We start from the raw sequence: 25,396 nt of genomic DNA, 5'->3' as shown, positions 1-25,396 counted from the left end.
CTCGGGCTTTACGCTTTATAATGGCCGGACTTGCCGCCAGTCTTTTCGAGCAGCCTTATGCCACCGATTTCCATCGCCTTGTCGGCAGCCTTGGCCATGTCGTAGATGGTCAGGCAGGTGACGGAGACGGCGGTCAGCGCTTCCATCTCCACGCCGGTCTTGCCGGTGAGCTTTGCGGTCGCGGTGACGCGTAGGCCGGGCAGGCTGGCGTCTTCCGAGATATCGACCGAAACTTTTGTCAGCATCAGCGGGTGGCAGAGTGGAATAAGATCTGATGTCTTCTTGGCGGCCATGATGCCGGCAAGGCGGGCGGTGCCGATGACATCGCCCTTTTTGGCATTGCCTTCACGGATCAGCGCCAGCGTCTCCGGCAACATGCGGACAAAACCTTCTGCGGTTGCCGAACGACCGGTCTCGGCCTTGTCGCCGACATCGACCATATGGGCCTCGCCGGCCTGATCTATGTGGGTGAGCTTGCTGTCGGCCATCACTCGGCCGCCAGCGTGCCTGCTTCGCCGGTCAGAAGCAGCCGCGTGGCCGCTGCGACATCATCCTTGCGCATCAGGCTCTCGCCGACGAGGAAGGTGCTGATATCGACCTTTTGCAGGCGCAGGCAATCCTCATGGGTGAAGATGCCGCTTTCGCCGACAAGCAGACGATCCTCGCCGGTTACCATTGCCGACAGACGTTCGCTGGTGGTGAGGCTGACCTCGAAGGTTCTCAGGTTGCGGTTGTTGACGCCCAGGAGCGGCGAGGGAAGTTTTAGCGCCCGTTCCATTTCGGCTTCGTCATGCACTTCGATGAGGCTATCCATGCCGAGTTCGGTCGCGGTCTCGTAGAGCGCCAGGGCCTCGTCGTCGGAAAGCGATGCCATGATGATGAGGATGCAGTCGGCACCCCAGGCGCGCGCTTCATAGACCTGATAGGGCTCGAACATGAAATCCTTGCGCAAAGCCGGCAGTGCGCAGGCGTTGCGGGCGGCAACGAGGAATTCCGGTGCGCCCTGGAAGCTCGGGGTATCGGTCAGAACGGAAAGACAGGCAGCGCCGCCTGCCTCATAGGCCGCTGCCAGCGCCGGCGGATCGAAATCCGGGCGAATGAGGCCCTTGGAGGGGCTTGCCTTCTTGATCTCGGCGATCAGGCCGAACTGACCGGCCTGCTTCTTCGCCTGCAATGCTTTCAGGAAGCCGCGAGGCGCGGACTGGTCGGCAGCACGCGCCTTTATCTCCGCAAGCGGTACGGCCGCCTTGGCGGCTTCTATCTCGACGCGCTTATAGGCTTCGATCTTTTGCAGGATATCGGCCATGATCCTATTCCTTCTCGTTGGAGACCGCCACGAGCCGGTCGAGCGCTGCCGAAGCCTGACCGCTCTCAAGCGAGGCGGTGGCAAGCAGCATGGCATCCTTCAGGGTTTCCGCCTTGCCCGCAACGACCAAAGCTGCGGCTGCATTGCAGAGCGAGATATCGCGATAGGCATTTTTCGCGCCACCGAGGACGGCACGAAGGGCTGCGGCATTGGCGATGCCGTCACCGCCCTTCAGATCCGCAAGCGTTGCCGGGGCGACACCGAAATCGGTCGGGGACAGTTCGAATTCGCGGATCTTGCCGTCTTCGAGTGCCACAACCTGCGTTGTGCCTGTCGTGGTGATCTCGTCGAGACCCTGACCGTGAACGACCCAGACAGTTTCGGATCCCATTTCCCGCAGGGTTTCGGCAATCGGCATCAGCCATTGCGGCGAATAGACACCGAGCAGCTGGCGTTTTGCACCGGCCGGATTGGAGAGCGGGCCAAGCAGGTTGAAGATCGTCCGCGTACCGAGTTCAACGCGGCTCGGGCCGACATGGCGCATGGCGGCATGATGCATGGAGGCGAACATGAAACCGATGCCGGCCTCGCGGATACAGCGTGCGATCTGGTTCGGGCCGATCTCCAGGTTGACGCCGAGAGCCGACAGCGCATCGGCCGTGCCGGATTTCGAGCTGAGCGCGCGGTTGCCATGCTTGGCGACCGATAGGCCTGCGCCCGCCGCGATGATCGAGGCGAGCGTGGAGATGTTGTAGGTTCCGGCGCCATCGCCGCCAGTGCCGACGATATCGACGGCGTCTGCGGGTGCTTCCACCCGCAGCATCTTGGCGCGCATGGTCGAAACGGCGCCCGTCATTTCGGCGACCGTTTCACCGCGGACCCTCAGTGCCATCAGGAAGCCGCCGATCTGCGACGGGGTCGCTTCGCCGGACATGATAATTCCGAAGGCGTCATGCGCCTCTTCGCGGGTCAACGATTCGCCAGTGGCGACCTTGGCGAGGAATGGCTTCAAGTCAGGCATTTTCGGCATTCGCCTCGATTATTGAACTGTGGATGCGGATTGTTCGAGGACAGTCTGGTTGATCGTCACGCCGTACTTGTCTTTCAGGCTGTTGACCATCTGGTCGAGCATGTCGTCACCGGCCGATTCCGCCAGGCGCTGAAGCTGCGGGTCATTGGCCAGTTCGTCAGACGGAGCCTGCTCGACAGCGGTCACCTTCATCAGCATGCGGCTTTCGCGATCTGCTGCAAGGGCGGTGCCTGTCGTGTCGACGGGACCGGAGAAGGCGGTCGTGATCGCTTCCGCGCCGAAGATCGCATCTTCGGCGTTGCGGCGCAGGCCGGTCTTCGTTTCGACGGCGATGCCGAGGTCCTCGGCAATTGCGGCCAGAGTTTCTCCCTTGTCGAGACGGGCCTTCAGCTCGTTTGCCTTGGCAGTCAGTGATTCCTTCTGCTGTTCGGCAGTCCAGTCGACCACGACCTTTTCGCGTACTTCGTCTAGCGAACGCTCGCGTTCCGGCGTGACGTTGCGAACTTCGAACCAGATGTAACCGACATTGCCGAGGCTGACCGGGATCGTATCCTGGCCAGGTTCGGTGCGGAACACTTCGGCGATCAGGTTGCTGGCCGCCGGAAGATTTGCGATCGGCTGTTCCTTTTCGTCCTGGCCGGAGGCATCTGCCGTCACGCTGACGAGCTTGAGGTTCAGTTCCTTGGCTGCATCGTCCAGCGTCGCGCCACCGCCGCGCAGGTCCTCGAAACGGTCATGGGCGCTGGCGATTTCACGCGAGGCGGCTGCAACCGCCATCTGCTGACGCAGTTCGTCCTTCACTTCGTCGAAGCTGCGGGTGCTTTCCGGGCGGATGTTGGATACACGCAGGATGACCGAGCCAAACGTGCCCTTGATGACAGGGGTTGTGCCGCCGTTAGCCGAAACCTTGAAGGCCGGTTCGGCCCAGGCCGGGTCAGGAATGCTTTCCTTGGTGAAATCGCCGAGATGGACATCTGCCGGGGTCTTGCCCTGATCTTTGATGACCTGATCGAACGTGGTCGTGCCGTCGCGCAGCTGGGTGGCTGCGGCATCGGCCATTTCCTTGTTGGGGAAGGTCAGCTGTTCGATCGTGCGGGTTTCGGGGGTCTTGTAGCCGTCCTTGCGCTTGTCGTATTCGGCGCGCAATTCGTCATCGGTAATCGAGGAGGCGTCGGCGATGTCGCTCGGCTCCAGCTTTACATAGGCGAAACTGCGGTATTCCGGTGCGCGGTACTTGGCCTTGTTGGTGTCGAACCAGGTGGTCAGAACGTCATCCGCCGGTGCCTTGATCGGATCGATATTGGCATTCGACAGAAGCAGATAATCGATGGTGCGTGCCTCGTCGCGATACTGTTTCAACGCATCGAGCATGACTTGCGGCGCCTTGAAACCGTCGGAAACGGCTTCCACGACCTGGCTGCGGACGGTCACCTTGCTGCGTTCGGCAATATAGTCGTTTTCGCGCAGGCCTGCATTGCGCAGGCGCGAGGAGAACAGGTCACGATCGAACTGGCCGTTGGTACCCTTGAAGGCCGGGTCTTCGGCGATCAGGTTTGCCAGGCGCTCGTCGGAAAGACCGAGATTCATGTCATCGGAAAGCTGGTCTAGGGCGGCGCCCGCCGAAAGCTGGGTCAGAACCTCGCGGTCTATGCCGAAGGAGCGGGCCTGCTGGGCGGTCAGCTGGGTGCCGAACTGGCGGCTGAGGTTGGCGATCTGACGCTGATAGGCGAGCCGGAACTGCTCGGTGGAGATTTCCTGGTCGCCAACCGTCATCACTGTGTTCGCATTCGAAGCGATCAGCGACTGGCTGCCGCCCCAGATGGCGAATGAGGCAACCAAGAGCAGAAGCAGAGACTTCGCGACCCAGGAGCGAGCGGCGTTTCTGAGAGAATCAAGCATCGATCAACATACCTAAAGACAGTCTGCCGCCCAGTTGTGGCGGATGAAGCACTGTCTCTAGAACAAACTTCGGCGGAATAGAAGGCACTGCCGATGAAAAGGCCGCGAGCGTCGGCACGGCCGCTGCGTTCTCTTGTAAAATCCCGTGCAGCGAGAAGAACCACGCAAGGCAAAGCCGGCATGGTGGAAACGGGAATGGGGCAGGCAGTGGCATTTGGTGGGTTGGTAGATAATCGATCTGCCTGCCCCGGCCAAACATCCGGGCTTTCGAGACGTGTTAGTTCCCGTTTGCCCCGATCTTTCGACCATCACCGGAAAACCGATCCGAAATCCGTTGAGGAGGCCGGTTCGCGAACCCGGTTTCCCATCCGATGACAGGCTGATTGTTGCGTATATGGTGGTTGCGGGGATGAAACGGCACTGCGGCAAAATCTAAGTTGCCGCGACGCCAGCGGATTATTTTCCAACAAGGCCGGCAACATCCCCGTTATTTGGTGAAGATGAAGAAGGCGCCGAGCGCGATGAAGCCGAAACCGATCGCCTGTTTCCAGTGGAACGATTCGCCCAGATAGAAGACCGAGAAGATGACGAAGACAGAGAGCGTGATGATCTCCTGGATCGTCTTCAACTGGGCGGCATTGAAATAACCATAGCCGATGCGGTTTGCCGGGACCTGGGCGCAATATTCGAAAAAGGCGATCGCCCAGCTGGCGAGAATGACAAGATAGAGCGGCTTGTTTTCGAACTTCAGGTGACCGTACCAGGCAAATGTCATGAAAACGTTGGAGAGAATGAGCAGGCCGATGGTCAGGAAGGGTGTCAGGGCAGCATTCATTGGCGGGGGGTCCATGGGCGGGGCCAGAAGGGGAGGCCGGGAAAGAGAGGGATTCGCGTCAGGTTGCAAGAAGCAGAATTACATAGGCCAAAACGGTGAAAACAAGGCCGCGGAATGCATAGGCCACAAAGCGGTATTTCTGCCGGGCGATCAGCGACAGGACATCGGCATTGTCGAGATACTGGTTGAACAGATAGCTGACATCGCTGTGCTGGGCGGCCTGTTCGAAAATCGGCCGGTGCTGGGGCCAAGTTCCCCAAAAAAGCGAGGTGGATTTGTCGATGTGACGCGGCAATACGACCATGATGGCCGAGATGATTGACGATACGGAGGTGATCGCCAGCGCGCCGGAGACAACGACGACCAGCCAGCTGCCCTCTGTGTAGCGGGCAAAGGTGAAGACGCCACGTCCTTCTGCCGACGAGATCAGGAAGGCAAGCATGAAGGTGAAGATATAGGCGGCCTTCTGGTCGGATATCTTGATCTGATCGTAAAAGACGTCGTTCACCTTGCGGATATGATTGATGTATTCTTCCGTGACGACGCCTGTCGCCATCGGCATTTCCAGCATTTCTGTCGGTGCGCTGTCGAAATCGCTCATTACTCTTGAGATCCCCCGTTCAAGTGTCTCCGTGTTAATACACCTTCCTCTTAAAGCAAGGTGACGTCTGCTCGTAAACTTGACAGTTTGTATGTTTGTGTCCACAGGTTGCGGCATGCTCGGGGTGCTCAATCGACTTTTATTTGCGGTTTCTTTGACGCTGCTTGGTGCCGGGGTTGGTCTTCCCGCGCGCAGTGAGCCCGTGCCGCGTGATGGCTCAGTTGCCGGCGCGGTGATTGCGCGCAAGACGGGTGAGGAAGTCCGTTTTATAGACGTTTCGAACTGGCAATTCGTGGATCTGAGGCAGGATCTCGTCGGCGGAGATGTGCTGCGGACGAATGCAACCGGGCAGCTTGCCATCCTGTTTTCCGACCGGACGCAGATCCGCATGGGCCGCAATGCGACGCTGGTGGTGAAGCAGGTTACGTCAGGTTCGGGTGCGGATACGGTGCTGGAACTGCAGGCCGGCACGATCTGGGCGCGCGCGGAGCGTGGCGGGCCGGGCGTCGAGGTGCAGACACCGGCAGCGGCCGCCGCCATTCGCGGAACCGATTGGACGATGACGGTCGAGGGCTCAAGGACCTCGCTCAGTGTGCTCGAAGGCGAGGTCCGGCTCAGCAATCCGCAGGGCAGCGTCGACGTTCGCCAGGGCGAAGGTGCCGTCGCCTCGATCGGCCAGGCCCCGCAGAAGGTGGTGATCGTCGATAGCGATGATCGCGAGCAGATGCTGTTTTACCTGCCGGCGCGGGAGGCTTTCAGGCGGATGCCGGCATCGAACCAGCCGGTGGCGCAGATGCGTAGGCAGGCCGACCGGATCGTTGCCAAGCCGGCTGGTGAGCGCACGACAGAGGAATGGGTGACACTGGCGGAAACCCAGCTGACGCTCGAAGGACGCCCCGCAGCGCAACGGACGCTTGGCGCGCTCGAGGGGCGCACGCTGACGGTGAACCAGAAGGCCCGGCTCTCGCTGATCGAGGCGATCATGCTGGCCGAAGACAAGCATTATGCCGAGGCGGCAAAGCTGTTCGACAAGGCCCAGCGCGGGCTCGATGCAAGACGACGGGGTGTGGCGCTTTATGGCGGGTATTATGCCCGCAGTCTTGCCGATCCGACCCGGGTGGAAAAGATGCCGCGGAGCGTCCAAGGGCCGGATGCGGCGTTCCTGCGGGCTTATGCGGTCGGCTTCCTGCAGGACCTGCGAGCGGCAATGGGTGTGCTGAAGGATGCCGAGCGGCAATATCCTGACGATCCGCAGCTTCCGGCCTATGGGGCAATGCTGGCGCTTCTTCTCAACGACAGGCAGGAATATCAGCAGGCGGTCGATCGCTCACTGTCGCTCGATCCGAACGAGCCGACGGCGCTTGAGGCGCGGGCGCTCTACAGGGCGGGATTTCAGGGCGACAATAGCGGCGCCATGGAGGATCTCGAAGCCGCCGCTCGGGTGACACCCGGCAGCAGCTCGACGTGGAACGTGATCGGCAATGTGCAATCCTCCCGCGATGCCAACCGCGAAGCCGAAGCAGCCTTCCTAAAGGCGATCGAGCTTGATCCTCAGGATCCGATTCCGCATGCCAATCTGGCGATCTTCTATCTCGATACGGGCCGAATCGAAAAGGCCAAGGCGGAGATCGACAAGGCCATGGCCGTTGACCCGGCCTTCGATCTCGCGCTTGTCGCCCGCGGGCGCTACTACCTGCAGACGGGCGAGGTGGACAAGGCTGTCGAAGACCTGCTGGCCGGCACGGTCGCCAATCCCGCCTATTCTCAAGGACAGCTGATGCTGGCCGCCGCGCATTACGAGAAGGGCGATCGCGTCGCTGCAAACCAGGCACTCGACAATGCCGACCGGCTCGATGACAACGATCCCGTCATCGCGGCGGTGAGGACCGCGCTGGCGATCGACGATTACGATTCGGTCGGGGCGATCCGGCATGCGCAGGAATATCTGCGACGGTCGAAGGCGCGGGGTGGCGAGTTCACCTCCGTCGGCGCCAATCACGAGGCGGGGTCTACGCTCAACGACGCGTTTCGTTTGCAGGGACTGGATGCCTGGGGCGAATATTATGGCGATGCGGCCTTTGATCCGTTCCAGGCGACGGCGTATGTTGACCAGAGCCTGCGTGGCAGCAGCGATCCCTTCGTCGATAATTATTTCTATGGCGACAATGTTATCACCAACGAGGGCAACAGCCAGGCGTTTTCCTCTCTGTTGCAGGGCCTGCTGCTTGATCCGCATATCATCTCGGGCCGTTCGCGTGAGGCGAATCTCTTGAAACAGCCGTTTTTCGAAGTGGAGCTGGGCGGCGGTTTCACCACTGCCGGCGGCGAGACGGGGTATACGGCGGAAGGCGAGGTGCAGGCCTATCGAAACCTGCCTTTCCCGGTAAGCCTCTATGCAAATTTGCAATGGCAGAAGGTGCCGGATGCACGCGATACCGGGGCGCTGACGGATCTCGAAACCGAAAACAAGCTGATCGGGGGCAATGCCTACCTCACGGCAAGCCCGACGGCCTATGATCGGCTGGTGTTTTATTTCAATGACGCGAAAAGCGATGTTTTTCGCGATTTGACCGGGGATGTCGGCAGTACCAGATTGAGGACTTATCAGGATGTCTCGGCGCGCGTGACCAATGCCGGTCTGGGCTGGAGCCATACGGTTGCCTACCAAAATGTGGTCAATGCTGCTCTGCTTTATGGCGGCATAAGCAGCGATGACACGCAGTCGCTCGATATTACGCCACCCGGAGGCCCGCTTGTCACTGTTTCCGCCAGGGAAGAATTCCGGCAGCGATCCTATATAGCCGCGATCAATCACATGGTTGGCGCGGACGATTTTACCTGGCGATATGGTGTGGAGGGAGGCCGGATCGATGGGCGTGTCTATCGCGGTATTACCGGCGCGCCTGGCACTACCGATTACGATGAAAGCACCGTCGGTCGCATCTATGTCGATCTGCTGCATGAAATCAGCGACAGTCTGAAGGCGGAATATGCCCTGTTCGGCAGCTATATCGATGGCGAGACGTCGGATGTGGCGCGGATCGAGCCGCGGATCGGGCTTGCATGGTCACCGACGGATGGTCAGTGGCTGCGGGCAGGGTTCATGCGAAGCAGCATCGACCTGACGACACCGACCTTGTCGCCAATCGGTATCGTCGGCATCCAGCCGAATGCGATCTCGGTCGAGACGGAAGGGTATGTGGATACCTATGCCCTGCGATGGGATGCCGAATGGACGCCGGATTTCTTCACGGCGCTGCAATACCAGCACCAGGAGATGGATAATCCGCGCATTCCGATCCCCCTGGTCTCGACACCGTTTACGACGAGCGAAGGGCGGCTCGACCGGGCGAGCCTGACGGCCAATGCGGTGCTCGGGGCGGGCTTTGGCCTGTCCTCGACCCTGGCCTATACGGATTCCGAGGATCAGAGTTCAGGCACACCGACATCGGGCGGGCCGCTACCGTTCGTGCCGGAATGGGCGGGGCAGGTGGCGCTGACCTGGGTCAACCAGGCGCATATCAAGACAACGCTTGCCGCCAATTATGTCGGCGATCGCGTCAACGAGGCTGGCGCGTCGCTCGATGACTACTGGACGCTCGATGCGAATCTTGTCTGGGAACCGTTCGACAAGCGCTTCGAATTTGAACTGGCCGCCTACAACCTGCTGGACGAGGATATCGAATTGAACAACGACATACCCGGCTGGGGGCGTTCGTTCAAAGGCACGTTCAGGGTCCGGTTCTGATGCAATCTGGCTCACGATGGCGATTTGCGCGCAGATTGATGGCTTCGCGCTCGCTGCAGGTGCTGCTTCTGTCGGTATTCGTCTTCGGCGCGGTCGCTTTGCTTTCTCGCCTGCCGGGCTGGGCGCTGATGGACTATCGGGCTTTCGATTACCTCTCGACGATCCGCGGGCCGGCTGTGCCTTCGGACGATATCGTGATCGTCGCCATCGATGAACCGTCGCTTGCCGAAATCAATATGCAATGGCCGTGGCCGCGAAGTCTTCATGCCCAGCTCGTCACGAATATCCGAGCTGCGGGTGCAAAGGTTATCGGGCTGGACATCATCTTTTCCGAACCTTCGTCATCCGCGAATGATCAGGCGCTGGCCGATGTCATGGCGCCGGACGTGGTTCTGGCTGCCGACGAGACCATTGTTACCGCGGAGCAGGCCGACCAATATATCCGGGTGATGCCGCTCGAGATTTTTACATCAAGGGGAGCCGCTGCCGGAATAGCCTCGATAACGCTCGATCGCGACGGTGCATTTCGACGTGTGCCGGCGATTGTCGACGGGTTTGCGGCCACTATGGCCGTTGCGAGCGGTAATGCTGTCGAGGTCCCGGACGAGGGAAGGCTGGTGCAGGTGTTCGGGGGAGCGAGAACATACAGGACGGTTTCCTACTATCAGGCGCTCGATCCCGCCAATTTTCTGCCGCCGGGTTTTTTCAAGGACAGGACGGTTATCGTCGGCCTGAGCCTGCAGAATGCGCCTTCCATCGCCAGCGGCGGGGCCGATGCCTTCGCCACCTCGCATACGGTTCATGACGGACGCCTGACGGCCGGTGCCGAAATACAGGCGACGATCCTCGACAATCTTCGTTTCGGCCGGTCCGTTACCGAACCACGCGGAGCGCTGACGCAGGCGACAGTCTTGCTGTCGGCGCTTTGTGCCTATCTGCTGGTGCGTCGGCGTACCGGCTGGAAGACCATACTCGGCGTTGTTGCCGCGGTTCTGCTTCTTGCCGGCGGAAGTTATGTTGCACTTCACTGGGGCGGGCTCTTCGTGTCGCCGCTTGCGCCATCCTTCGCCTTTGCCGGCGTGGCGGCAGCTCAGGCGACACTTGATTATGCGCAGGAGCGCAAAAGTCGCCGACAGATCACGCGGGCATTTTCCCAATATCTGGCGCCGGCGCTGGTGGCGCAACTGGCCAAGGATCCGAGCAAGCTGAAACTCGGTGGCGAGAAACGGTTCCTGTCCATCCTGTTCTGCGACGTGCGCGGGTTCACAACCATATCGGAGCAGCTGAAGGACGATCCGGAGCAGTTGACTGCACTGATCAACCGGCTTCTGACGCCGCTTTCTCAGATCGTGTTGTCCCATGGCGGGACGATCGACAAATATATCGGCGATTGCCTGATGGCGTTCTGGAATGCGCCGCTCGACGACCCGGACCATGCCGTCCACGCCGTGTCTGCGGCGCTCGACATGCTCGCCTCGATGCAGACGCTGAATGACGAACTGCAGCATGAGGCGGAGGCTGACGGGCGACGGTTCTTTCCGTTGAGGATCGGCATCGGGGTGAATACCGGCGAATGCGTTGTCGGCAATATGGGGTCGGAACAGCGCTTCGACTATTCGGCGCTCGGCGATGCGGTCAACCTGGCGGCAAGGCTGGAATCGGCATCGAAAGCCTATGGCGTTTCACTGCTGATCGGCGAGAAGGTGGCGGATGAAATCGGCGGGATCTTTGGCGTCTTTGAACTCGACAGGATTGCCGTCAAGGGCAAACAGGAGGAAACGCGCGTCTTTGCAGTCACCCGCAACCGGGACACTTTACTGACAGAGCGGCACAAAGACGTTCTGTCTCTTCATTACGACGGCAGGATTCCGCCGGTCGATCTTATAGCGACGCTGGTGCAGGAGGTTCCCGAACTGGCGGTGTATTACCAGCGGATGATGCCCGAAGATAATCAGCCGCCGGTATCAGGCTAGAGCTTTGAAACAATTCCGGATGCAGAACCGTGTCCTGTTCGCCGGAACTGCTTTTAATGCAGGGTTTCCATGACGGGTTTTTCGCTGTCCATGATGCTGAGCGCCTGGAACAATGCCTCGACGAGAATGTCGGTCAGGCCGTCCATGTCGTTTTCCTGCAGGAAGAGCGCAATAGACTGGTCCGACGGCTGGTTCACGTGATCAAGTTCCTTAGACATTCATGTCCCTTTCATCTGTCCTCATGACGTGTGTGGGACATCTTTCAGTGCTTCGGCTTGCGCCGGGCTGGTTATCAATCGCCTGAGCGTCCCTCGAAACAGTGCGTTAAGCCTAACTCGATCCTAACATATTGTCCGAGAATGAGACGGCAAGGCCTTGAATCGGAACCAAAAGGTTTTTGATCGGTTCACTTTTTGTGAAGGTCTGGCGGCGAAAGTGCCTTCATGTACGGGCGATTCGGCCCATCGAGTATGGAGATGGCATGACACTGCTGCAGTTCCCCGCCGACCGGCGGACCGCCGACGTGAGACGATGCGCCGACGCTCTTCAGCGTCTTCACGGTGAAGAAGCAAACCGTTTCTGGCGCACCGAAATGGCACAGTTCGCCAAGGGGTTTCGGGCTCAGGGTGTCGAGGAAGAAGAAATCCGCCATCAGGCCGCGATCTTCATGCATGCCGTGCAGATGGAATTGCAGATGGCCTTTGCCGAAGACGAGCGCGACGCTTCCGCATACTGAGGAATTGCCGGTTTTTGCCGGCACTTGATGCCGTCATTCGTGGCGAAGTGCGTCGATCGGATTGAGCTGTGCTGCGCGCCTTGCAGGAAAATATCCGAAGATCATGCCGATCGCCGCTGAAAACAGGAATGCGAGCATGATGATTGTCGGGCTCGCGACAAACGGAACTTCCAGAAAACCCACGACGCCATAGGCCAGCGCCAGACCGGTGACGATGCCGGTGACGCCGCCGAAGATCGACAACATCACCGCCTCGACGAGAAACTGCGTGAGCACCTGGTTTTCCAGTGCGCCGATCGCAAGCCTGATACCGATTTCGCGCGTACGCTCGGTGACTGAGACCAGCATGATATTCATGATCCCGATGCCGCCGACAAGCAGGCTGACGGCGGCGACTGCGCCGAGAAGGCCGGTCAGAAGCATCGTCGTGCCGGTCATGGCGGCGGCGATCTGGGACATGTCGTTGACGGTAAAATCGTCGTCGCGGCCGATGGCGATGCGGCGGCGTTCCCTCAGCAGGCTTTCGACATCCGCCTGAACCTTTGCCGTCGACACGCCGTCCTGGGCGGAAAGGACGATGCTCGATATCGTCGTCGTGCCGCCGATCCGGCGCTGGTGCAGCTTGAGCGGCATGATCACCGTGTCGTCCTGATCGTCGCCCATACCCGACTGGCCCTTGACGGCGAGAACACCGACGACCGGGCAGGCGACATTGCTGACACGGATGCTTTGGCCGACGGGATCTGCTGCGCCGAACAATTCCCTGCGTGTCGTCTCGCCGATGATGCAGGCGGCCTGACTGCCACGATCTTCGGTGACTGAGAAATCCCGGCCAAGCGCGAGTTCCCAATCCTGTGCGATCAGATAATCGGCGGTGGTGCCGATGACACTGGTGGAGCGATTTGCCCCACCGGCGATCACGGTTGCCGTGCCGCGGTTGACGGGTGCCACGGCGCGCAGGCCGCCCACCTGATCACGGATTGCCGCAATATCGCCATCGGTGAAGCGCTTGGCCTCGGTGCTTGCCCGGCCCGGTCCCCACTGGCCTGGACGGACGAAAAGCGTGTTGGTGCCAAGCCTCGAGAGTTCGTCGCGCACCTTGGCGGTCGTGCCGTTGCCGATGGTGACCATGGCGATGACGGCAGCAACGCCGATGACGACGCCGAGTACCGTCAGGAAGGAGCGCAGCATATTGCGGCTGATGGCGCGCCAGGCAAGTTTTGCCGTCTCAAACCACATGGGCAGCCTCCCTGGCCTGGATTTCATCGCTGACGAGATGACCGTCGACGAAACGCAGGAGTCGTCTCGCATAGGCGGCGATATCCTCTTCATGGGTGACCATGATGACGGTGATGCCGTTTTCGCGATTGAGACTGGTGATGAGATCCATGATCTCGACGCTGGTCTTGGTGTCGAGGTTGCCTGTCGGCTCGTCTGCCAGCAGCACAGCCGGGTCGGTAACGATGGCTCTGGCGATCGCGACACGCTGCTGCTGGCCGCCCGAAAGCTCCTGGGTCGTGTGGCCCTCGCGTCCGCGAAGCCCGACCTGTTCCAGTGCAGCCATCGCCCGACGCCTTCGCTCCGCATGGTCCATGCCGCGATAGACGAGCGGAAGCTCAACATTTTCGACTGCCGAGGTACGGGCGAGAAGATTGAAACCCTGGAAGACGAAACCGAGCATGTGCCGACGTAGCAGGGTTAGCTGCGCGCGGCTGAAGCCGCTCGTCGGGATGCCTTGGAAGATGTAGTCGCCGGAAGACGGCAGATCGAGACCGCCGATGATGTTCATCGCCGTCGACTTGCCGGAGCCGGACGGCCCCATGATCGAGACGAACTCGCCCTGCGCGATGGTCAGGTCTATCTTGTCGAGTGCGCGAATGGTCGCTTCGCCGCGACCATAGACTTTCGAAACCTGCCTGAATGCGATGAGGGGGGCTGTCATGGTCGATCTCCCGTCAGCGGCCACGCACTGTTGCTTCGGTGATCAACAGGTCGCCATCCTTGAGGTCCGGCGATTTGACGACGGTAAACTGGCCATCGGTTGCGCCCATTTCGACGGAGATGCGCTCAGCTGTGCCATTGCGCAGAACCCAGACCGATCGGCTTGCGGCAGTTGCGTCACCGCGGGAACCGCGATTTCCACGTGGGCGGGGCGGGGAAAACAGGCGCGACAGAAAGCTGCCGCGCGGCTGCATGGTTGATGGTGGCGAATAGCGCAGCGCCGCATTGGGTACGAGCAGCGCGCCGGTCACCGATTGCACGGTGATATCCGAGGTTGCCGTCATGCCGGGGCGCAGGAGCAGGTCCTCGTTGTCGACCGTCAGGATCGCCTTGTAGGTCACGACATTGTTGACGGTTTCGGAGGCGAAGCGGACGGATTCGATCTTTGCCGGGAAATGCCGGTTGGGATAGGCATCGACCGAGAAACGCGCTTCCTGCTCTTCGCGGACCTGACCGACATCGGCTTCATCGACAGCGACCTGCAACTCCATGTGTTTCAGGTCGCCCGCTATGGTGAAAAGCACCGGCGCATTGAGCGAAGAGGCAACGGTCGCGCCGGGATCGACGTCGCGGGTGAGAACGACGCCGTCGATGGGCGAGACAATCTTGAGCTTGGAGAGATTGACTTCCGCCAGGCGCAGGCTTGCTTCCGCGGAAAGCACGGCTGCCTCATTGATCTCCGTCGTCGCAACCGCCGAATCATAAGCATATTTGGCGGCGTCGAGATCCTGCTGGCTGGAAATGCGATTGTTGACCAGCGAGGTCAGGCGGTCGAAGCTGATCTTTGCAGAAGCGGCTTCCGCCTGAGCCTTCAGAACATTGGCCCTGGCGGAGGCAAGCTGGGCTCGGGCGCTCTGGACATCGGCTTCCTGCCTGTTGGTGTCGAGTTCCAGCAGAATGTCGCCGGCCCTGACCGGGCTGTTATAGCTGACATTGACCTTGCGCACCGTGCCCGACAGTTCGCTCGATATGTCGACCTGATCGGTCGGTTGGATCGAGCCTGTGGCAGTGACGATGACCTGCAGGTCACCGGTCTTTGCGGCTTGCGTGGTGTAGTCGAACTGCTGGCCGTCGCCGGAGCCATAAAAATAGAAGCCGAGGCCGCCGGCTATCAGCAAGAGACAGAGCACAAGCAGCCACTTGCCGCGCCCGCGCTTCTGTTTCTGGCCAGAGGTTGCGAGGATCGCGGCGAGATCCGGAGCGTCCGGCTTGCCGGAAGTGAGGGGATCGGTAGGGGCGTTCACTCGTGGGCCTCGTTTTTCATCGGTCAGTCTGTTTCATCTGCTGCGGGCGAGCCGTGTGACCTACCTGCAGGCGTAGAATCTTACGCGCTCCATGCCATGAAACGCGCTTCGGGAGAAATTAAATAACCGTAAGTTGTCGGTTAGTGCCGCTCAAATGACCTGGATCAGGCTGGTCCAGAATCACTATGGCCGGGCTCTTGCGGAGCGCCGGCCATAGTCTTTCTTTGTGCATGTCTATTGCCTGCTGCTCGCTACGCCAAAACGTTCGGGCAGGAATGCCGTCTGCGTCTGTTCTCCGCTCAGCCGGTCGGTTTTTACCGGATTTCCGGGTCGGGGCGGTATCAACGCAGAGAAGATTGCCAGGCTGCCGGCAATAAGGGTCGCCAGGACAATCAACTCGGTGCTGCGTCTCATCTGGATTTCTCCTTGGTCAAAAGGAAAACGAGGCATCGAAATATAGCTCCCTCACCACAAAGCAGATTGGCGGCTGCGTCCGGGATCGGAAGGAAGAGGATGCCTTGCGGATGATTACGTGCTGTCAGTCCTGTTTCTGGCGGCTTTCGATCTGAATACTAGCTGCTTGCCGACATTTCGGCCGGCGTTGCCATGATCTGCTGCTCGCCGATCGAGCGATCCATATACTTGAAACCGAGGATGCTCAGAACAGAGGCAATAAGAACGACGAAAATAATCCGCATGGAAGTCTCCTTCGGCGGCAATAACACCGCAACGAAACACTTGTTCCGTCGAGTATGTCTGGAAGGTGGTATATCGTATTGAAGAATTGTATCGCGAACGGCGGGAATGTTACCGAAGACCGGGCAATGGAAATCTTTCGAGTGGTGAGAGCACAGGGATTCGAACCCTGGACCTACTGATTAAAAGTCAGTTGCTCTACCGGCTGAGCTATGCTCTCTCACCATTGCGCCGGGGCGCCTTTCGAAAGTGCGCGATACATATGCAGGTCACATCTTGCGGTCAACCCGCTAAACCATCAAAAAAAACGCTATTCGATGCTTTTTCTGTCGATGCATAAAAGGTGATTGGCATTAAGTGGCAATCGGCGGTAGCGCCTCTGTCCTATCTGATAAGCGGAGCAATCCAGTGTCCATTGCCGAAATATCCATCTTTACCGCGCTTCTGGCCGGGACACTGTCGTTCCTTTCGCCCTGTGTCCTGCCGCTGGTTCCGCCCTATCTCTGTTACATGGCCGGCATTTCCGTCGATCAGTTCCGTGACCAGGATTCTCAGGCCGCATCGCCGGCACGCAAGGCGGTTCTCAGGTCGGCTTTCTTCTTCACGCTCGGTTTTGCCACCGTCTTCGTCATGCTTGGAGCCGGTGCGTCCACCGTCGGTGTGCTTTTGCGTCAGCATCTCGATCTCCTGTCGAAGATCGGCGGGCTGATCATCATCATCATGGGTCTGAATTTTCTCGGTGTGCTGCGGATAGGGTTTCTGTCGCGTGAGGCGCGGTTCCAGGCATCAGGTCAGCCTGCGACGCTTTCGGGCGCCTATCTGATGGGCCTTGCCTTCGCCTTCGGCTGGACGCCCTGTATCGGTCCGGTTCTCGGCGCCATCCTCGGCGTGGCGGCATCGCGCGACACGGTGGGTGAGGGCGCGGCCCTGCTCGGCATCTATTCGCTCGGGCTTGCCGTACCGTTCTGGATCGCGGCGGCCTTTTCAGGCGTTTTCATGCGTTTTATGACCCGTTTTCGTCGCCATCTCGGATTGGTCGAGAAAGCGATGGGCGTGTTCCTGATCGTCACTGGCCTTGCCTTCATCTTCGGCTTCGTCAGCTCGGCGGCGATCTGGTTCCAGGAAACGTTTCCAATCCTGATGCAGATCGGCTGATCGATCTGCTGAAATAGCGGATCAATCATGGTCGATGTCGTAGCGCTGCTTCTGCCCTTCTTCGGCCTGATCCTGATCGGCTATGTGGCGGCGAGAGCAACGGGACAGCCACTCGAAGCGCTCGGCTGGCTCAATACATTCATCATCTATGCGGCGCTGCCGGCGCTTTTCTTCAAGCTCGTGTCGCGCACGCCGATCGAGGAACTGACGCGCATCGACTTTATCCTGGGGGAGATCGCGGCCGTCTACCTCGTTTTTACGGGCGCCTTTCTGGTCGGGTATGTGGTTCGGCGCAATTCGTTCGAGGATTGCACGATCCAGGGTTTTACCGCCGCCTATGGCAATATCGGCTATATGGGGCCGGGTCTGGCGCTGCTTGCCTTCGGGGACAAAGCCGCGGTGCCGGTGGCGCTGATCGTCTGCCTGGAAAACGCTGCCCATTTCATCATGGCGCCGGCCATGATGGCGTTGGCGGGAGACGACAAGCGGCAGCTACACCTGATCGTCGGCTCGATCGCAAAGAAGGTCGCGCTGCATCCGTTCATCCTGTCCACGGCGCTCGGCTTTGCTGCGGCAGCTTCCGGCCATCAATTGCCCGAACCGGCATTGAAACTCGTCGATTACCTGGCGCAGGCCGCTGCGCCTTGCGCGCTGTTTGCCATGGGCGTGACGCTGGCCTTGCGGCCGGTAAAGCGCATTCCGGCCGAGCTCGGTTATCTCGCCGTGTTGAAGCTCGTGTTTTTGCCACTCAGCGTCTATGTGGTGCTGTCGCTGGTCGGTGACTTCGATCCGGTGTGGATGCATGCCGCAATGCTACTGGCGGCACTTCCGACTGCTGCCAATGTCTTCGTCATCAGCCAGCAATATGGCGTGTGGCAAGAGAGAGCTTCGGCAAGCATCCTGCTCATCACTGTCGCATCGATCGTGACGTTGCCGATATGGCTTTATATCATCTCCAGCGGGATCTTACCGCCGGATCTGTTTCCCTAATTCGCGAACGAAATTCTTCAGGCTGCGACCCGGCTCGACACCTTCCTGCATCAGTGCGTTGCGCAGGGGAGAGACAGCGTTGAGCACGTGCATGCCGGCTGCTCGCACCATCTGCACCGGGATGAGATCGGTCAAAAGCGAGCGATTGAGAAGATCGACGCTGAATGTGCGGCTCATCACGTCCGGCTTGCGGCGGCGATTGTAGCGGTCACCGGCATCGGCCGGGATCGGACGATCGTGCTGGCCAGAGAGGAGGTCGGCGAGCGTCATGCTGTCGCGCAGCGACAGGTTCAGGCCCTGCGCGCCGATGGGCGGGAAGGCGTGGGCGGCTTCGCCGATAAGTGCGACGCGCCCGGCGCCAAAACGCTCGGCCATCATGCTCGACAGCGGCCAGGCCTGTGCCTTGCCTTCGACGGTGACCTTTCCGAGGATCGACTGCATGCGCGCTTCGACGATCTTCGACAGTTCTTCCGTCGGAAGGCTTGTCAGGCGCGAAGCCTCTTCCGGACGGACGACCCAGACCAGGCTGGAGCGTGAGCCGGGTAGCGGAACCTGAGTGAACGGGCCGCTTTCGGTGTGGAATTCGGTCGATACATTGCCATGGGGCAGGGTGTGGGCGAAATTCAGCACCAGGGCTGACTGCTGGTAAGACCATTTGCGAACATCGATGCCCGCTGCCTCGCGGGTGATCGACTTGCGGCCGTCGGCACCGATGACGAAGTCGGCCTCGATGACCTCGCCGCCATCGATCGCAATTGTCACCTTGTCCGCAGTAAGAGCGATGCTTTCGACATTGGTCTCGATGCGGGAGAGGTTGGGTTCGGTGGCAAGTGCGCTATCGAGAACTTCGGCCAGCGCCTTGTTCGGGATGTTGTAGCCGAAGGCGTGAAGCCCGATATCGCTGGCGCGGAATTGCGCGGGCGGGGCGCGCAGCAGCCGGTTGGTGCCGTCGAGGATCTGCATGACGGAAAGTGCTGCGGAGGATGGTGCGATCCGATCCCACACGCCGAGACGCTCGAGATAGCGCACGGACTGGTCCATCAACGCGGTTGTGCGTCCATCATCGTGTTTCGGCGATGCGGCAATGAGGCAAACTTTTCGGCCTGCGCGCCCGAGTGCAAGAGCTGCCACCTGGCCTGCCAGGCCGCCACCGACGATCGCGATCTCGTAATGCTGCATTGTCCGCTTCCAATTCCTCAAGCATGTCGGGCAAAACTGTGAGGCGGTTTTGCGCTGAAGACATGCGACAAATCAAGAATCTAAAGCGCGTGAGCGAATCCGAAGGATCGCGAAACGCTTTAGTCGCGCTCTATGTAGAGCGTCTTGAGGGTTCAATCCATGGGGTATCTGTGATTGGGCTTCCATCGGCGCTAAGTGGTGTAAAACCCATGATAAGGGCGGCTGGCGGTTGCAATGCGCCGGAATTGGCAGCATACCCGAAGATCAAGCTAGAGGCGGGAAGTAAGAAAACGGGGCGCACGTGTTCAGACGGATCTTCAATTATCGTGCAGTGCCCTATGCGGAAATCCGCGCCTTCTGCGTCCACATCTTTACGGCTTCCGGTTCCTTTCTGGCCTTTCTCGGCGTAGTCGCTGCGGCCGAACATCGTTTCATCGACATGTTCTGGTGGCTCGGTCTGGCGCTGCTGGTCGATGGTGTCGACGGGCCGATCGCCCGCAAACTCAACGTCAAGGAAGTGCTGCCGAACTGGTCCGGCGACATGCTGGACAATGTGATCGACTACGTGACCTATGTTCTCCTGCCAGCCTTTGCGCTTTACCAGAGCGGCATGATCGGCGAACCGTGGTCGTTCGTGGCGGCGGGCATGATCGTGGTTTCGAGCGCGATCTATTATGCCGACATGGGCATGAAGACGGATGAATACTTCTTCTCAGGTTTTCCGGTCGTCTGGAACATGGTTGTATTCACACTCTTCGTCATCGATGCAAGTGCAACGACCGCGATGATCGTGGTGACGGTTTCGGTGGTCTTGACCTTCCTGCCGATCAACTTTCTGCATCCTGTACGCGTCAAGCGGTTGCGGCCGCTCAATCTGACTGTTGGGGCCATCTGGTGCGCGCTTGGCGGCTATTCGCTGCTCCTGCATTTCCAGTCTCCAGACTGGGTTGTCTGGGGTGTGGTGATCAGCGGCATTTACCTCTATTGCATCGGTGGAATATTGCAGCTTTTTCCGAACCTTGGAAAATAACGCGCTGCAGCATGGAACACGCTCTTTCATATTGTGGATGTCTGCAAAAACGGTATCAATATCACATGACGGTCTTCGGTCGTGCGAAGGGCTGCCAATTCATTTGACAAAACGAAAGAAAATGCAGCGCTGCAACGGACGGCACTGCATATAAAAAGGGGGTTCCGTGACGTTTGAGGGCGTTGAAGCAAGCCCGCTTCTGTCTGTTCGAGGGCTGACCAAGCTCTTCGGCAGTTTCGCGGCCTGCGATACAATCGATCTCGATATTGGGCATGGGGAAATCCATGCGCTGCTGGGTGAAAACGGCGCTGGCAAATCGACGCTGGTGAAGATGCTCTTCGGCGTGTTGCAGCCGAGTTCAGGGACCGTTTCACTGGAAGGAAAGCCAGTGGTGATCCCATCGCCCGGCGAGGCACGACGTCTCGGCATAGGCATGGTCTTCCAGCACTTCTCTCTGTTCGAGGCGCTGACGGTGGCGGAGAACATCGCCCTGTCGCTTGACCCAAGGACGCCTCTGGCGAAGATCGCGGAAGAGACGGCGAGCGTCTCCAGAGCTTATGGCCTGCCGCTTGATCCGTCTGCCCATGTCGCCGATCTTTCCGTCGGTGAACGCCAGCGCATCGAGATCGTGCGGGCGCTGTTGCAGAACCCCAAGCTGATCATTCTCGATGAGCCGACATCGGTTCTGACGCCTCAGGAGGCCGAGCGCCTGTTCGAGACGCTCATGCGGCTGAAGGCCGAAGGGCGTTCGGTTCTTTATATCAGTCACCGGCTGGAAGAGGTGCAGCGCATCTGCGACCGGGCCACCGTTCTGCGCCACGGCAAGGTGACCGGTGCTTGCGACCCCAGGCAGGAAACGCCTGCCTCGCTCGCACGGATGATGGTCGGGACCGAAGTGGCCGAGGTGAAACGCGATAGCGCCAACGCGCTTGGCGATGTTCTGCTGCAGGTGAACAAGGTTTCGGTCGCCTCGCGTACGCCGTTTGCGGTTGCGCTCAAAGATATCTCGCTGAAGGTCCGGGCGGGCGAGGTGCTTGCCATTGCGGGCATTGCTGGCAATGGCCAGTCGGAACTGTTTGATGCCATTTCCGGCGAATATCCGATTTCTGACAATGATGGCATCGTCCTGCGCGGAAAACCCGTGGGTCGTCTTAGGATCAACGGGCGCCGTCTGCTCGGAGCGGGGTTCGTGCCGGAAGAGCGGCATGGCCACGCGGCGGTCTCGGCGCTTTCGCTGTCCGACAATCTGCTTCTGGCGCGAAGCCGATCCGATAAAAAGGCATTTCTGGCCGGCGGGCCTCTCGCCATCGTCAAACGGGATGCGATCCTGTCTGCCGCACGGCGCATCTGTTCGATGATGGATGTGCGCAAGAGCGGTGACGATCCGACGGCCGGATCACTTTCGGGCGGGAACCTGCAGAAATTCATCGTCGGCCGTGAGCTTGATCGCCAGCCTTCCGTGTTGGTCGTCAACCAGCCGACCTGGGGTGTCGATGCGGGCGCTGCGAGCCGCATTCGTCAGGCGCTAGTCGATCTGGCAAAAGCGGGATCCGCCGTCATTGTCATCAGCCAGGATCTCGACGAGATTTTCGAGATTGCCGCAACGATTGCCGTGATTTCGGATGGCAGGCTTTCAGAACCCTATCCTGCGGGAGAGCTTACACTTGAACAGATCGGCCTGCTGATGGGCGGCATTCATGACAGTCATTCCGGGGAAAAGTCTTCTGGAGAAGACCGGGCCGGAATGGAGGCTGCGCATGCGCATTGAGCTTCAGAAACGCGGCAACACATCTGTGCTCTTTTCGGTCCTGTCGCCGCTTCTGGCGCTGGCGCTGACGCTGATTGCCGGCGCAATCATGTTCGGTCTTCTGGGCAAAAGCCCGCTCAACTCGCTCTACATCTATTTCGTCGAGCCGCTGCTCGACGTCTGGTCGCTTCATGAACTGGCGATCAAGGCGGCACCGCTGATTTTGATCGCGGTCGGTCTGTCGGTCTGTTTCAGGTCGAACAACTGGAATATCGGCGCGGAAGGGCAGTTCACCATCGGTGCGATCACCGGTTCGATCCTGCCGGTGTTGAACCCCGAATGGCATTCGCCGCTGATCCTGCCGCTGATGTTGATCATGGGAATGATCGGTGGGGCGCTTTATGCGGGCATTCCGGCGCTTCTGAAGACGCGGTTCAACACAAACGAGATTCTGACCAGCCTGATGCTGGTCTATATCGCGCAGTTGTTCCTCGACTGGCTGGTGCGCGGCCCCTGGCGTGATCCGCAGGGTTATAATTTCCCGCAGACCAAGAGTTTCCAGCCGGAAGCGGTTCTGCCGGAAATCCTCGATTCGGGTCGCGCGCATCTGGGCATCGTCTTTGCGCTCATCGCAGCCTTGGCGCTGTGGTTCATGATGCGCTTCATGCTGAAGGGCTTTCAGGTTTCGGTTCTCGGCCAGTCGGAGCGGGCAGGGCGGTTCGCCGGTTTTTCGGCGCGCAAGATGGTGTGGTTCTCGATGCTGCTTTCAGGCGCACTCGCCGGGCTTGCCGGGATTTCGGAAGTCTCCGGTTCGATCGGCCATGTGCAGCCGGTGATCTCGCCGGGCTACGGGTTTACCGCGATCATTGTCGCGTTTCTCGGAAGGCTCAATCCGCTCGGTATCATCGCCTCGGGTTTCGTGCTGGCGCTCACCTATCTGGGCGGTGAGGCGGCGCAGCTTTCGCTTGGCATTTCCGACAAGGTCAGTCGTGTCTTCCAGGGCTTGATCCTGTTCTTCGTATTGTCCTGCGATACGCTGATCCATTACCGGATCCGCCTGATCCTCAATCCATCCGCCGCTCAGGAAGGAAAAAGCTGATGTTCGAAGCTATCCTTCTGACAGTCATCACCGCATCGACACCGCTGGTCATTGCCGCTCTCGGCGAACTGGTGACTGAGCGATCGGGTGTGCTCAATCTCGGCGTCGAAGGCATGATGATCATGGGTGCGGTTGCCGCGTTCGCGACAGCGCAACTGACCGGTTCCGCCTATCTCGGCATTCTCGGTGGCATCGTCGGCGGCGGCATTTTCTCGCTGCTCTTCGGGTTCCTGACGCTGACGCTCGTTGCCAATCAGGTGGCGACCGGTCTGGCGCTGACGATCCTCGGCCTTGGTCTTTCGGGCCAGATCGGTGAGGCCTTTGTCGGCATGCCGGGTGTTCGCCTGCAGCCGATCGTCATTCCGCTGCTCTCCGATATTCCGTTCTTCGGACGCGTGCTGTTTTCGCAGGACTTGATCTTCTACATGTCGGTGGCGCTGGTCTTCGGTATCAGCTGGTTCCTGTTCAAGAGCCGCGCAGGCCTGAAAATGCGGGCGATCGGCGACAGTCACGGCTCGGCGCACGCGCTCGGGATCAACGTGGTTCGCACACGTTATCTCGCCGTCCTGTTCGGCGGAGCCTGTGCCGGTCTTGCAGGCGCACAGCTCTCTCTGGTCTACACGCCGCAATGGGTGGAGAACATGACGGCCGGTCGTGGCTGGATCGCGCTGGCGCTCGTCGTCTTCGCATCCTGGCGGCCGCTCAGGGTTCTCGCCGGCGGTTATCTTTTCGGTGCCGTGGGCATCGGACAATTGCATGCGCAGCTTTTGGCGCAGAGTGGCGGGATCGCCATTCCGTCGCAGCTTCTCTCCGCATTGCCTTATGTCGCAACTATTGTCGTGCTGATCATCATTTCGCATAATCGCCGCACGACGCTCATCAATACGCCGGCATCTCTCGGAAAACCATTTGTCCCCGATCGGTGACCACGTTAACGTTCATGTCATACTCCATCAGAGGTTGGAAAATGAAAAAACTAATCATTGCGCTGGCTGCCACAGCCGCCGTGCTCGGCGGTTTTGCCGGTAGCGCGTCTGCTCAGGAAAAGAAGAAGATTTGCTTCATCTATGTCGGTTCCAAGACCGACGGTGGCTGGACGCAGGCGCACGACATCGGTCGCCAGGCGCTGCAGAAGGCTCTCGACGACAAGATCGAGACGCCGTTCCTCGAAAGCGTGCCGGAAGGCCCGGATGCGGAGCGCGCCATCGAGCGCATGGCTCGCTCCGGCTGCGCCCTGATCTACACGACCTCGTTCGGCTTCATGGACGCGACGGTCAAGGTTGCCGCGAAATTCCCGAATGTGAAGTTCGAGCACGCGACCGGTTTCAAGGCAGCTGAAAACCTCGCCACCTACAACTCCCGTTTCTACGAAGGCCGCTACATCCAGGGCCAGATTGCCGCCAAGATGTCGAAGAAGGGCGTAGCCGGCTACATCGCCTCCTTCCCGATTCCTGAAGTCGTCATGGGCATCAACGCCTTCGAACTGGGCGCGAAGTCGGTCAATCCGGAATTCAAGCTCAAGGTCGTCTGGGCCAATACCTGGTTCGACCCGGGCAAGGAAGCCGACGCCGCCAAGGCGCTGATCGACCAGGGCGTCGATATCCTCACCCAACACACCGACACGACCGCTCCGATGCAGGTTGCTGCAGAGCGCGGCATTGTCGCCTTCGGACAGGCTTCCGACATGATCGCGGCCGGCCCGAAGACGCAGCTGACGGCAATCGTCGACACCTGGGGCGCCTATTACATCAAGCGCACCAAGGCCGTTCTCGACGGTTCGTGGAAGTCTGAGCAGATCTGGGACGGCCTGAAGGACGGCATCCTGACCATGGCTCCCTACACCAACATGCCGGACGACGTGAAGGCGATGGCGGAAGAGACCGAAGCCAAGATCAAGTCGGGCGAACTGCATCCGTTCACCGGCCCGATCAACAAGCAGGACGGTTCCGAATGGCTGAAGGCCGGCGAAAAGGCTGAAGACGGCGTTCTGCTCGGCATGAACTTCTACATCGAAGGCGTGGACGACAAGCTGCCGAAGTGAGGCGCGGTCCTGCATAAGCAGGAGCAATCGATCCAGTGAATCGATTGCAGCGACGAACGCCCCGAGCCAAAGCGAGGGGCTTGCGA

At 59.8% G+C, this 25,396-nt stretch carries 23 protein-coding genes and 1 tRNA gene; 10 read left to right on the top strand and 14 right to left on the bottom strand.

Annotated features, from left to right (window positions below; genetic code table 11):
- Window positions 1–8: 8 nt before the first annotated feature.
- The 6 genes from moaC to HNQ72_RS02350 all read right to left on the bottom strand — a co-directional run bounded on the left by moaC (window position 9) and on the right by HNQ72_RS02350 (window position 5,671).
- The gene (gene moaC / locus HNQ72_RS02375; RefSeq protein WP_183989396.1) at window positions 9–488 is read right to left on the bottom strand and encodes a cyclic pyranopterin monophosphate synthase MoaC; all 480 of its coding nucleotides are present in this window, start codon (window positions 486–488) and stop codon (window positions 9–11) included.
- Window positions 488–1,306 (bottom strand): indole-3-glycerol phosphate synthase TrpC, encoded by an 819-nt coding sequence (gene trpC, locus HNQ72_RS02370; RefSeq protein ID WP_183989395.1) that lies wholly within the window; start codon window positions 1,304–1,306, stop codon window positions 488–490. The genes moaC and trpC overlap by 1 nt, the downstream gene beginning before the upstream one ends.
- Window positions 1,307–1,310: 4 nt before the next feature.
- Window positions 1,311–2,327, bottom strand: coding sequence for an anthranilate phosphoribosyltransferase (gene trpD / locus HNQ72_RS02365; RefSeq protein ID WP_183989394.1), 1,017 nt, complete (start codon window positions 2,325–2,327; stop codon window positions 1,311–1,313).
- 18 nt (window positions 2,328–2,345) lie between these two features.
- On the bottom strand, window positions 2,346–4,235 hold the full coding sequence (locus tag HNQ72_RS02360) for a peptidylprolyl isomerase (protein WP_183989393.1): 1,890 nt from the start codon (window positions 4,233–4,235) through the stop codon (window positions 2,346–2,348).
- 487 nt (window positions 4,236–4,722) lie between these two features.
- Window positions 4,723–5,070: a DMT family protein gene (locus tag HNQ72_RS02355; RefSeq protein WP_148144793.1), complete on the bottom strand. Its 348-nt coding sequence runs from the start codon at window positions 5,068–5,070 to the stop codon at window positions 4,723–4,725.
- Between the two features lie 58 nt (window positions 5,071–5,128).
- The gene (locus HNQ72_RS02350; RefSeq protein WP_183989392.1) at window positions 5,129–5,671 is read right to left on the bottom strand and encodes a Pycsar system effector family protein; all 543 of its coding nucleotides are present in this window, start codon (window positions 5,669–5,671) and stop codon (window positions 5,129–5,131) included.
- Between the two features lie 115 nt (window positions 5,672–5,786).
- Between HNQ72_RS02350 and HNQ72_RS02345 the strand changes: the two genes are divergently transcribed.
- Together HNQ72_RS02345 and HNQ72_RS02340 are read left to right on the top strand one after the other, a co-directional pair.
- A complete protein-coding gene (locus HNQ72_RS02345; RefSeq protein WP_183991232.1) occupies window positions 5,787–9,419 on the top strand; it encodes a FecR domain-containing protein in 3,633 nt (1,210 codons plus the stop codon).
- A gap of 38 nt (window positions 9,420–9,457) precedes the next feature.
- On the top strand, window positions 9,458–11,392 hold the full coding sequence (locus HNQ72_RS02340; protein WP_280518257.1) for a CHASE2 domain-containing protein: 1,935 nt from the start codon (window positions 9,458–9,460) through the stop codon (window positions 11,390–11,392).
- A 53-nt stretch (window positions 11,393–11,445) separates the two neighbouring features.
- On the opposite strand, the gene HNQ72_RS02335 is transcribed toward HNQ72_RS02340, so the two are convergent.
- Window positions 11,446–11,610, bottom strand: coding sequence for a hypothetical protein (locus tag HNQ72_RS02335; RefSeq protein ID WP_183989390.1), 165 nt, complete (start codon window positions 11,608–11,610; stop codon window positions 11,446–11,448).
- A gap of 263 nt (window positions 11,611–11,873) precedes the next feature.
- Here HNQ72_RS02335 and HNQ72_RS02330 point away from each other — a divergent pair, with 263 nt between their 5' ends.
- A complete protein-coding gene (locus HNQ72_RS02330) occupies window positions 11,874–12,128 on the top strand; it encodes a DUF6074 family protein (RefSeq protein ID WP_183821609.1) in 255 nt (84 codons plus the stop codon).
- Between the two features lie 33 nt (window positions 12,129–12,161).
- On the opposite strand, the gene HNQ72_RS02325 is transcribed toward HNQ72_RS02330, so the two are convergent.
- The 6 genes from HNQ72_RS02325 to HNQ72_RS02305 form a co-directional block, all read right to left on the bottom strand.
- The gene (locus HNQ72_RS02325) at window positions 12,162–13,367 is read right to left on the bottom strand and encodes an ABC transporter permease (RefSeq protein WP_183989389.1); all 1,206 of its coding nucleotides are present in this window, start codon (window positions 13,365–13,367) and stop codon (window positions 12,162–12,164) included.
- On the bottom strand, window positions 13,357–14,070 hold the full coding sequence (locus HNQ72_RS02320) for an ABC transporter ATP-binding protein (protein ID WP_183989388.1): 714 nt from the start codon (window positions 14,068–14,070) through the stop codon (window positions 13,357–13,359). The genes HNQ72_RS02325 and HNQ72_RS02320 overlap by 11 nt, the downstream gene beginning before the upstream one ends.
- Window positions 14,071–14,083: 13 nt before the next feature.
- Window positions 14,084–15,373: an efflux RND transporter periplasmic adaptor subunit gene (locus HNQ72_RS02315; protein ID WP_183989387.1), complete on the bottom strand. Its 1,290-nt coding sequence runs from the start codon at window positions 15,371–15,373 to the stop codon at window positions 14,084–14,086.
- Between the two features lie 234 nt (window positions 15,374–15,607).
- Entirely contained in the window at window positions 15,608–15,787 is a 180-nt protein-coding gene (locus tag HNQ72_RS02310; RefSeq protein ID WP_183821613.1) for a hypothetical protein, read from the bottom strand.
- A 158-nt stretch (window positions 15,788–15,945) separates the two neighbouring features.
- The gene (locus HNQ72_RS30915; RefSeq protein ID WP_280518256.1) at window positions 15,946–16,071 is read right to left on the bottom strand and encodes a hypothetical protein; all 126 of its coding nucleotides are present in this window, start codon (window positions 16,069–16,071) and stop codon (window positions 15,946–15,948) included.
- A 142-nt stretch (window positions 16,072–16,213) separates the two neighbouring features.
- Window positions 16,214–16,289 (bottom strand) — tRNA-Lys (locus HNQ72_RS02305).
- Between the two features lie 188 nt (window positions 16,290–16,477).
- On the opposite strand from HNQ72_RS02305, the gene HNQ72_RS02300 reads away from it, so the two are divergent.
- Entirely contained in the window at window positions 16,478–17,224 is a 747-nt protein-coding gene (locus HNQ72_RS02300) for a cytochrome c biogenesis CcdA family protein (RefSeq protein ID WP_183989386.1), read from the top strand.
- A 27-nt stretch (window positions 17,225–17,251) separates the two neighbouring features.
- Window positions 17,252–18,214, top strand: coding sequence for an AEC family transporter (locus HNQ72_RS02295; RefSeq protein ID WP_183989385.1), 963 nt, complete (start codon window positions 17,252–17,254; stop codon window positions 18,212–18,214).
- On the opposite strand, the gene HNQ72_RS02290 is transcribed toward HNQ72_RS02295, so the two are convergent.
- A complete protein-coding gene (locus HNQ72_RS02290; RefSeq protein WP_183989384.1) occupies window positions 18,191–19,393 on the bottom strand; it encodes a UbiH/UbiF family hydroxylase in 1,203 nt (400 codons plus the stop codon). The two genes, HNQ72_RS02295 and HNQ72_RS02290, sit on opposite strands and share 24 nt — an antisense overlap.
- Window positions 19,394–19,694: 301 nt before the next feature.
- Between HNQ72_RS02290 and pcsA the strand changes: the two genes are divergently transcribed.
- The 5 genes from pcsA to HNQ72_RS02265 all read left to right on the top strand — a co-directional run bounded on the left by pcsA (window position 19,695) and on the right by HNQ72_RS02265 (window position 25,310).
- A complete protein-coding gene (pcsA, locus tag HNQ72_RS02285) occupies window positions 19,695–20,423 on the top strand; it encodes a phosphatidylcholine synthase (RefSeq protein WP_148144782.1) in 729 nt (242 codons plus the stop codon).
- 166 nt (window positions 20,424–20,589) lie between these two features.
- A complete protein-coding gene (locus HNQ72_RS02280) occupies window positions 20,590–22,191 on the top strand; it encodes an ABC transporter ATP-binding protein (RefSeq protein WP_183989383.1) in 1,602 nt (533 codons plus the stop codon).
- Window positions 22,181–23,269, top strand: a complete 1,089-nt coding sequence (locus tag HNQ72_RS02275) for an ABC transporter permease (RefSeq protein WP_183989382.1) — start codon at window positions 22,181–22,183, stop codon at window positions 23,267–23,269. Before HNQ72_RS02280 ends, HNQ72_RS02275 begins: the two co-directional genes overlap by 11 nt.
- A complete protein-coding gene (locus tag HNQ72_RS02270; RefSeq protein WP_183989381.1) occupies window positions 23,269–24,195 on the top strand; it encodes an ABC transporter permease in 927 nt (308 codons plus the stop codon). The genes HNQ72_RS02275 and HNQ72_RS02270 overlap by 1 nt, the downstream gene beginning before the upstream one ends.
- 41 nt (window positions 24,196–24,236) lie before the next feature.
- Window positions 24,237–25,310 carry a BMP family ABC transporter substrate-binding protein gene (locus HNQ72_RS02265; RefSeq protein WP_183989380.1) on the top strand — a complete coding sequence of 358 codons (1,074 nt, stop codon included), beginning with the start codon at window positions 24,237–24,239 and terminating at the stop codon, window positions 25,308–25,310.
- Window positions 25,311–25,396: the final 86 nt, after the last annotated feature.

Origin of the sequence: Aliirhizobium wenxiniae (genome assembly GCF_014201355.1) — a bacterium.
GTDB lineage: Bacteria > Pseudomonadota > Alphaproteobacteria > Rhizobiales > Rhizobiaceae > Neorhizobium > Neorhizobium wenxiniae.
The sequence above is the reverse complement of the archived record's forward strand: the minus strand, read 5'-3'. Positions and strand labels throughout refer to the sequence as shown.

Excerpts from the sequence above, each read along its gene's own strand:
- moaC (WP_183989396.1), bottom strand. The coding sequence starts at position 488 with ATGGCCGACAGCAAGCTCACCCACATAGATCAGGCCGGCGAGGCCCAT.
- trpC (WP_183989395.1), bottom strand. The coding sequence starts at position 1,306 with ATGGCCGATATCCTGCAAAAGATCGAAGCCTATAAGCGCGTCGAGATA.
- trpD (WP_183989394.1), bottom strand. The coding sequence starts at position 2,327 with ATGCCTGACTTGAAGCCATTCCTCGCCAAGGTCGCCACTGGCGAATCG.
- HNQ72_RS02360 (WP_183989393.1), bottom strand. The coding sequence starts at position 4,235 with ATGCTTGATTCTCTCAGAAACGCCGCTCGCTCCTGGGTCGCGAAGTCT.
- HNQ72_RS02355 (WP_148144793.1), bottom strand. The coding sequence starts at position 5,070 with ATGAATGCTGCCCTGACACCCTTCCTGACCATCGGCCTGCTCATTCTC.
- HNQ72_RS02350 (WP_183989392.1), bottom strand. The coding sequence starts at position 5,671 with ATGAGCGATTTCGACAGCGCACCGACAGAAATGCTGGAAATGCCGATG.
- HNQ72_RS02345 (WP_183991232.1), top strand. The coding sequence starts at position 5,787 with ATGCTCGGGGTGCTCAATCGACTTTTATTTGCGGTTTCTTTGACGCTG.
- HNQ72_RS02340 (WP_280518257.1), top strand. The coding sequence starts at position 9,458 with ATGGCTTCGCGCTCGCTGCAGGTGCTGCTTCTGTCGGTATTCGTCTTC.
- HNQ72_RS02335 (WP_183989390.1), bottom strand. The coding sequence starts at position 11,610 with ATGTCTAAGGAACTTGATCACGTGAACCAGCCGTCGGACCAGTCTATT.
- HNQ72_RS02330 (WP_183821609.1), top strand. The coding sequence starts at position 11,874 with ATGACACTGCTGCAGTTCCCCGCCGACCGGCGGACCGCCGACGTGAGA.
- HNQ72_RS02325 (WP_183989389.1), bottom strand. The coding sequence starts at position 13,367 with ATGTGGTTTGAGACGGCAAAACTTGCCTGGCGCGCCATCAGCCGCAAT.
- HNQ72_RS02320 (WP_183989388.1), bottom strand. The coding sequence starts at position 14,070 with ATGACAGCCCCCCTCATCGCATTCAGGCAGGTTTCGAAAGTCTATGGT.
- HNQ72_RS02310 (WP_183821613.1), bottom strand. The coding sequence starts at position 15,787 with ATGAGACGCAGCACCGAGTTGATTGTCCTGGCGACCCTTATTGCCGGC.
- HNQ72_RS30915 (WP_280518256.1), bottom strand. The coding sequence starts at position 16,071 with ATGCGGATTATTTTCGTCGTTCTTATTGCCTCTGTTCTGAGCATCCTC.
- HNQ72_RS02295 (WP_183989385.1), top strand. The coding sequence starts at position 17,252 with ATGGTCGATGTCGTAGCGCTGCTTCTGCCCTTCTTCGGCCTGATCCTG.
- HNQ72_RS02290 (WP_183989384.1), bottom strand. The coding sequence starts at position 19,393 with ATGCAGCATTACGAGATCGCGATCGTCGGTGGCGGCCTGGCAGGCCAG.
- HNQ72_RS02275 (WP_183989382.1), top strand. The coding sequence starts at position 22,181 with ATGCGCATTGAGCTTCAGAAACGCGGCAACACATCTGTGCTCTTTTCG.
- HNQ72_RS02270 (WP_183989381.1), top strand. The coding sequence starts at position 23,269 with ATGTTCGAAGCTATCCTTCTGACAGTCATCACCGCATCGACACCGCTG.
- HNQ72_RS02265 (WP_183989380.1), top strand. The coding sequence starts at position 24,237 with ATGAAAAAACTAATCATTGCGCTGGCTGCCACAGCCGCCGTGCTCGGC.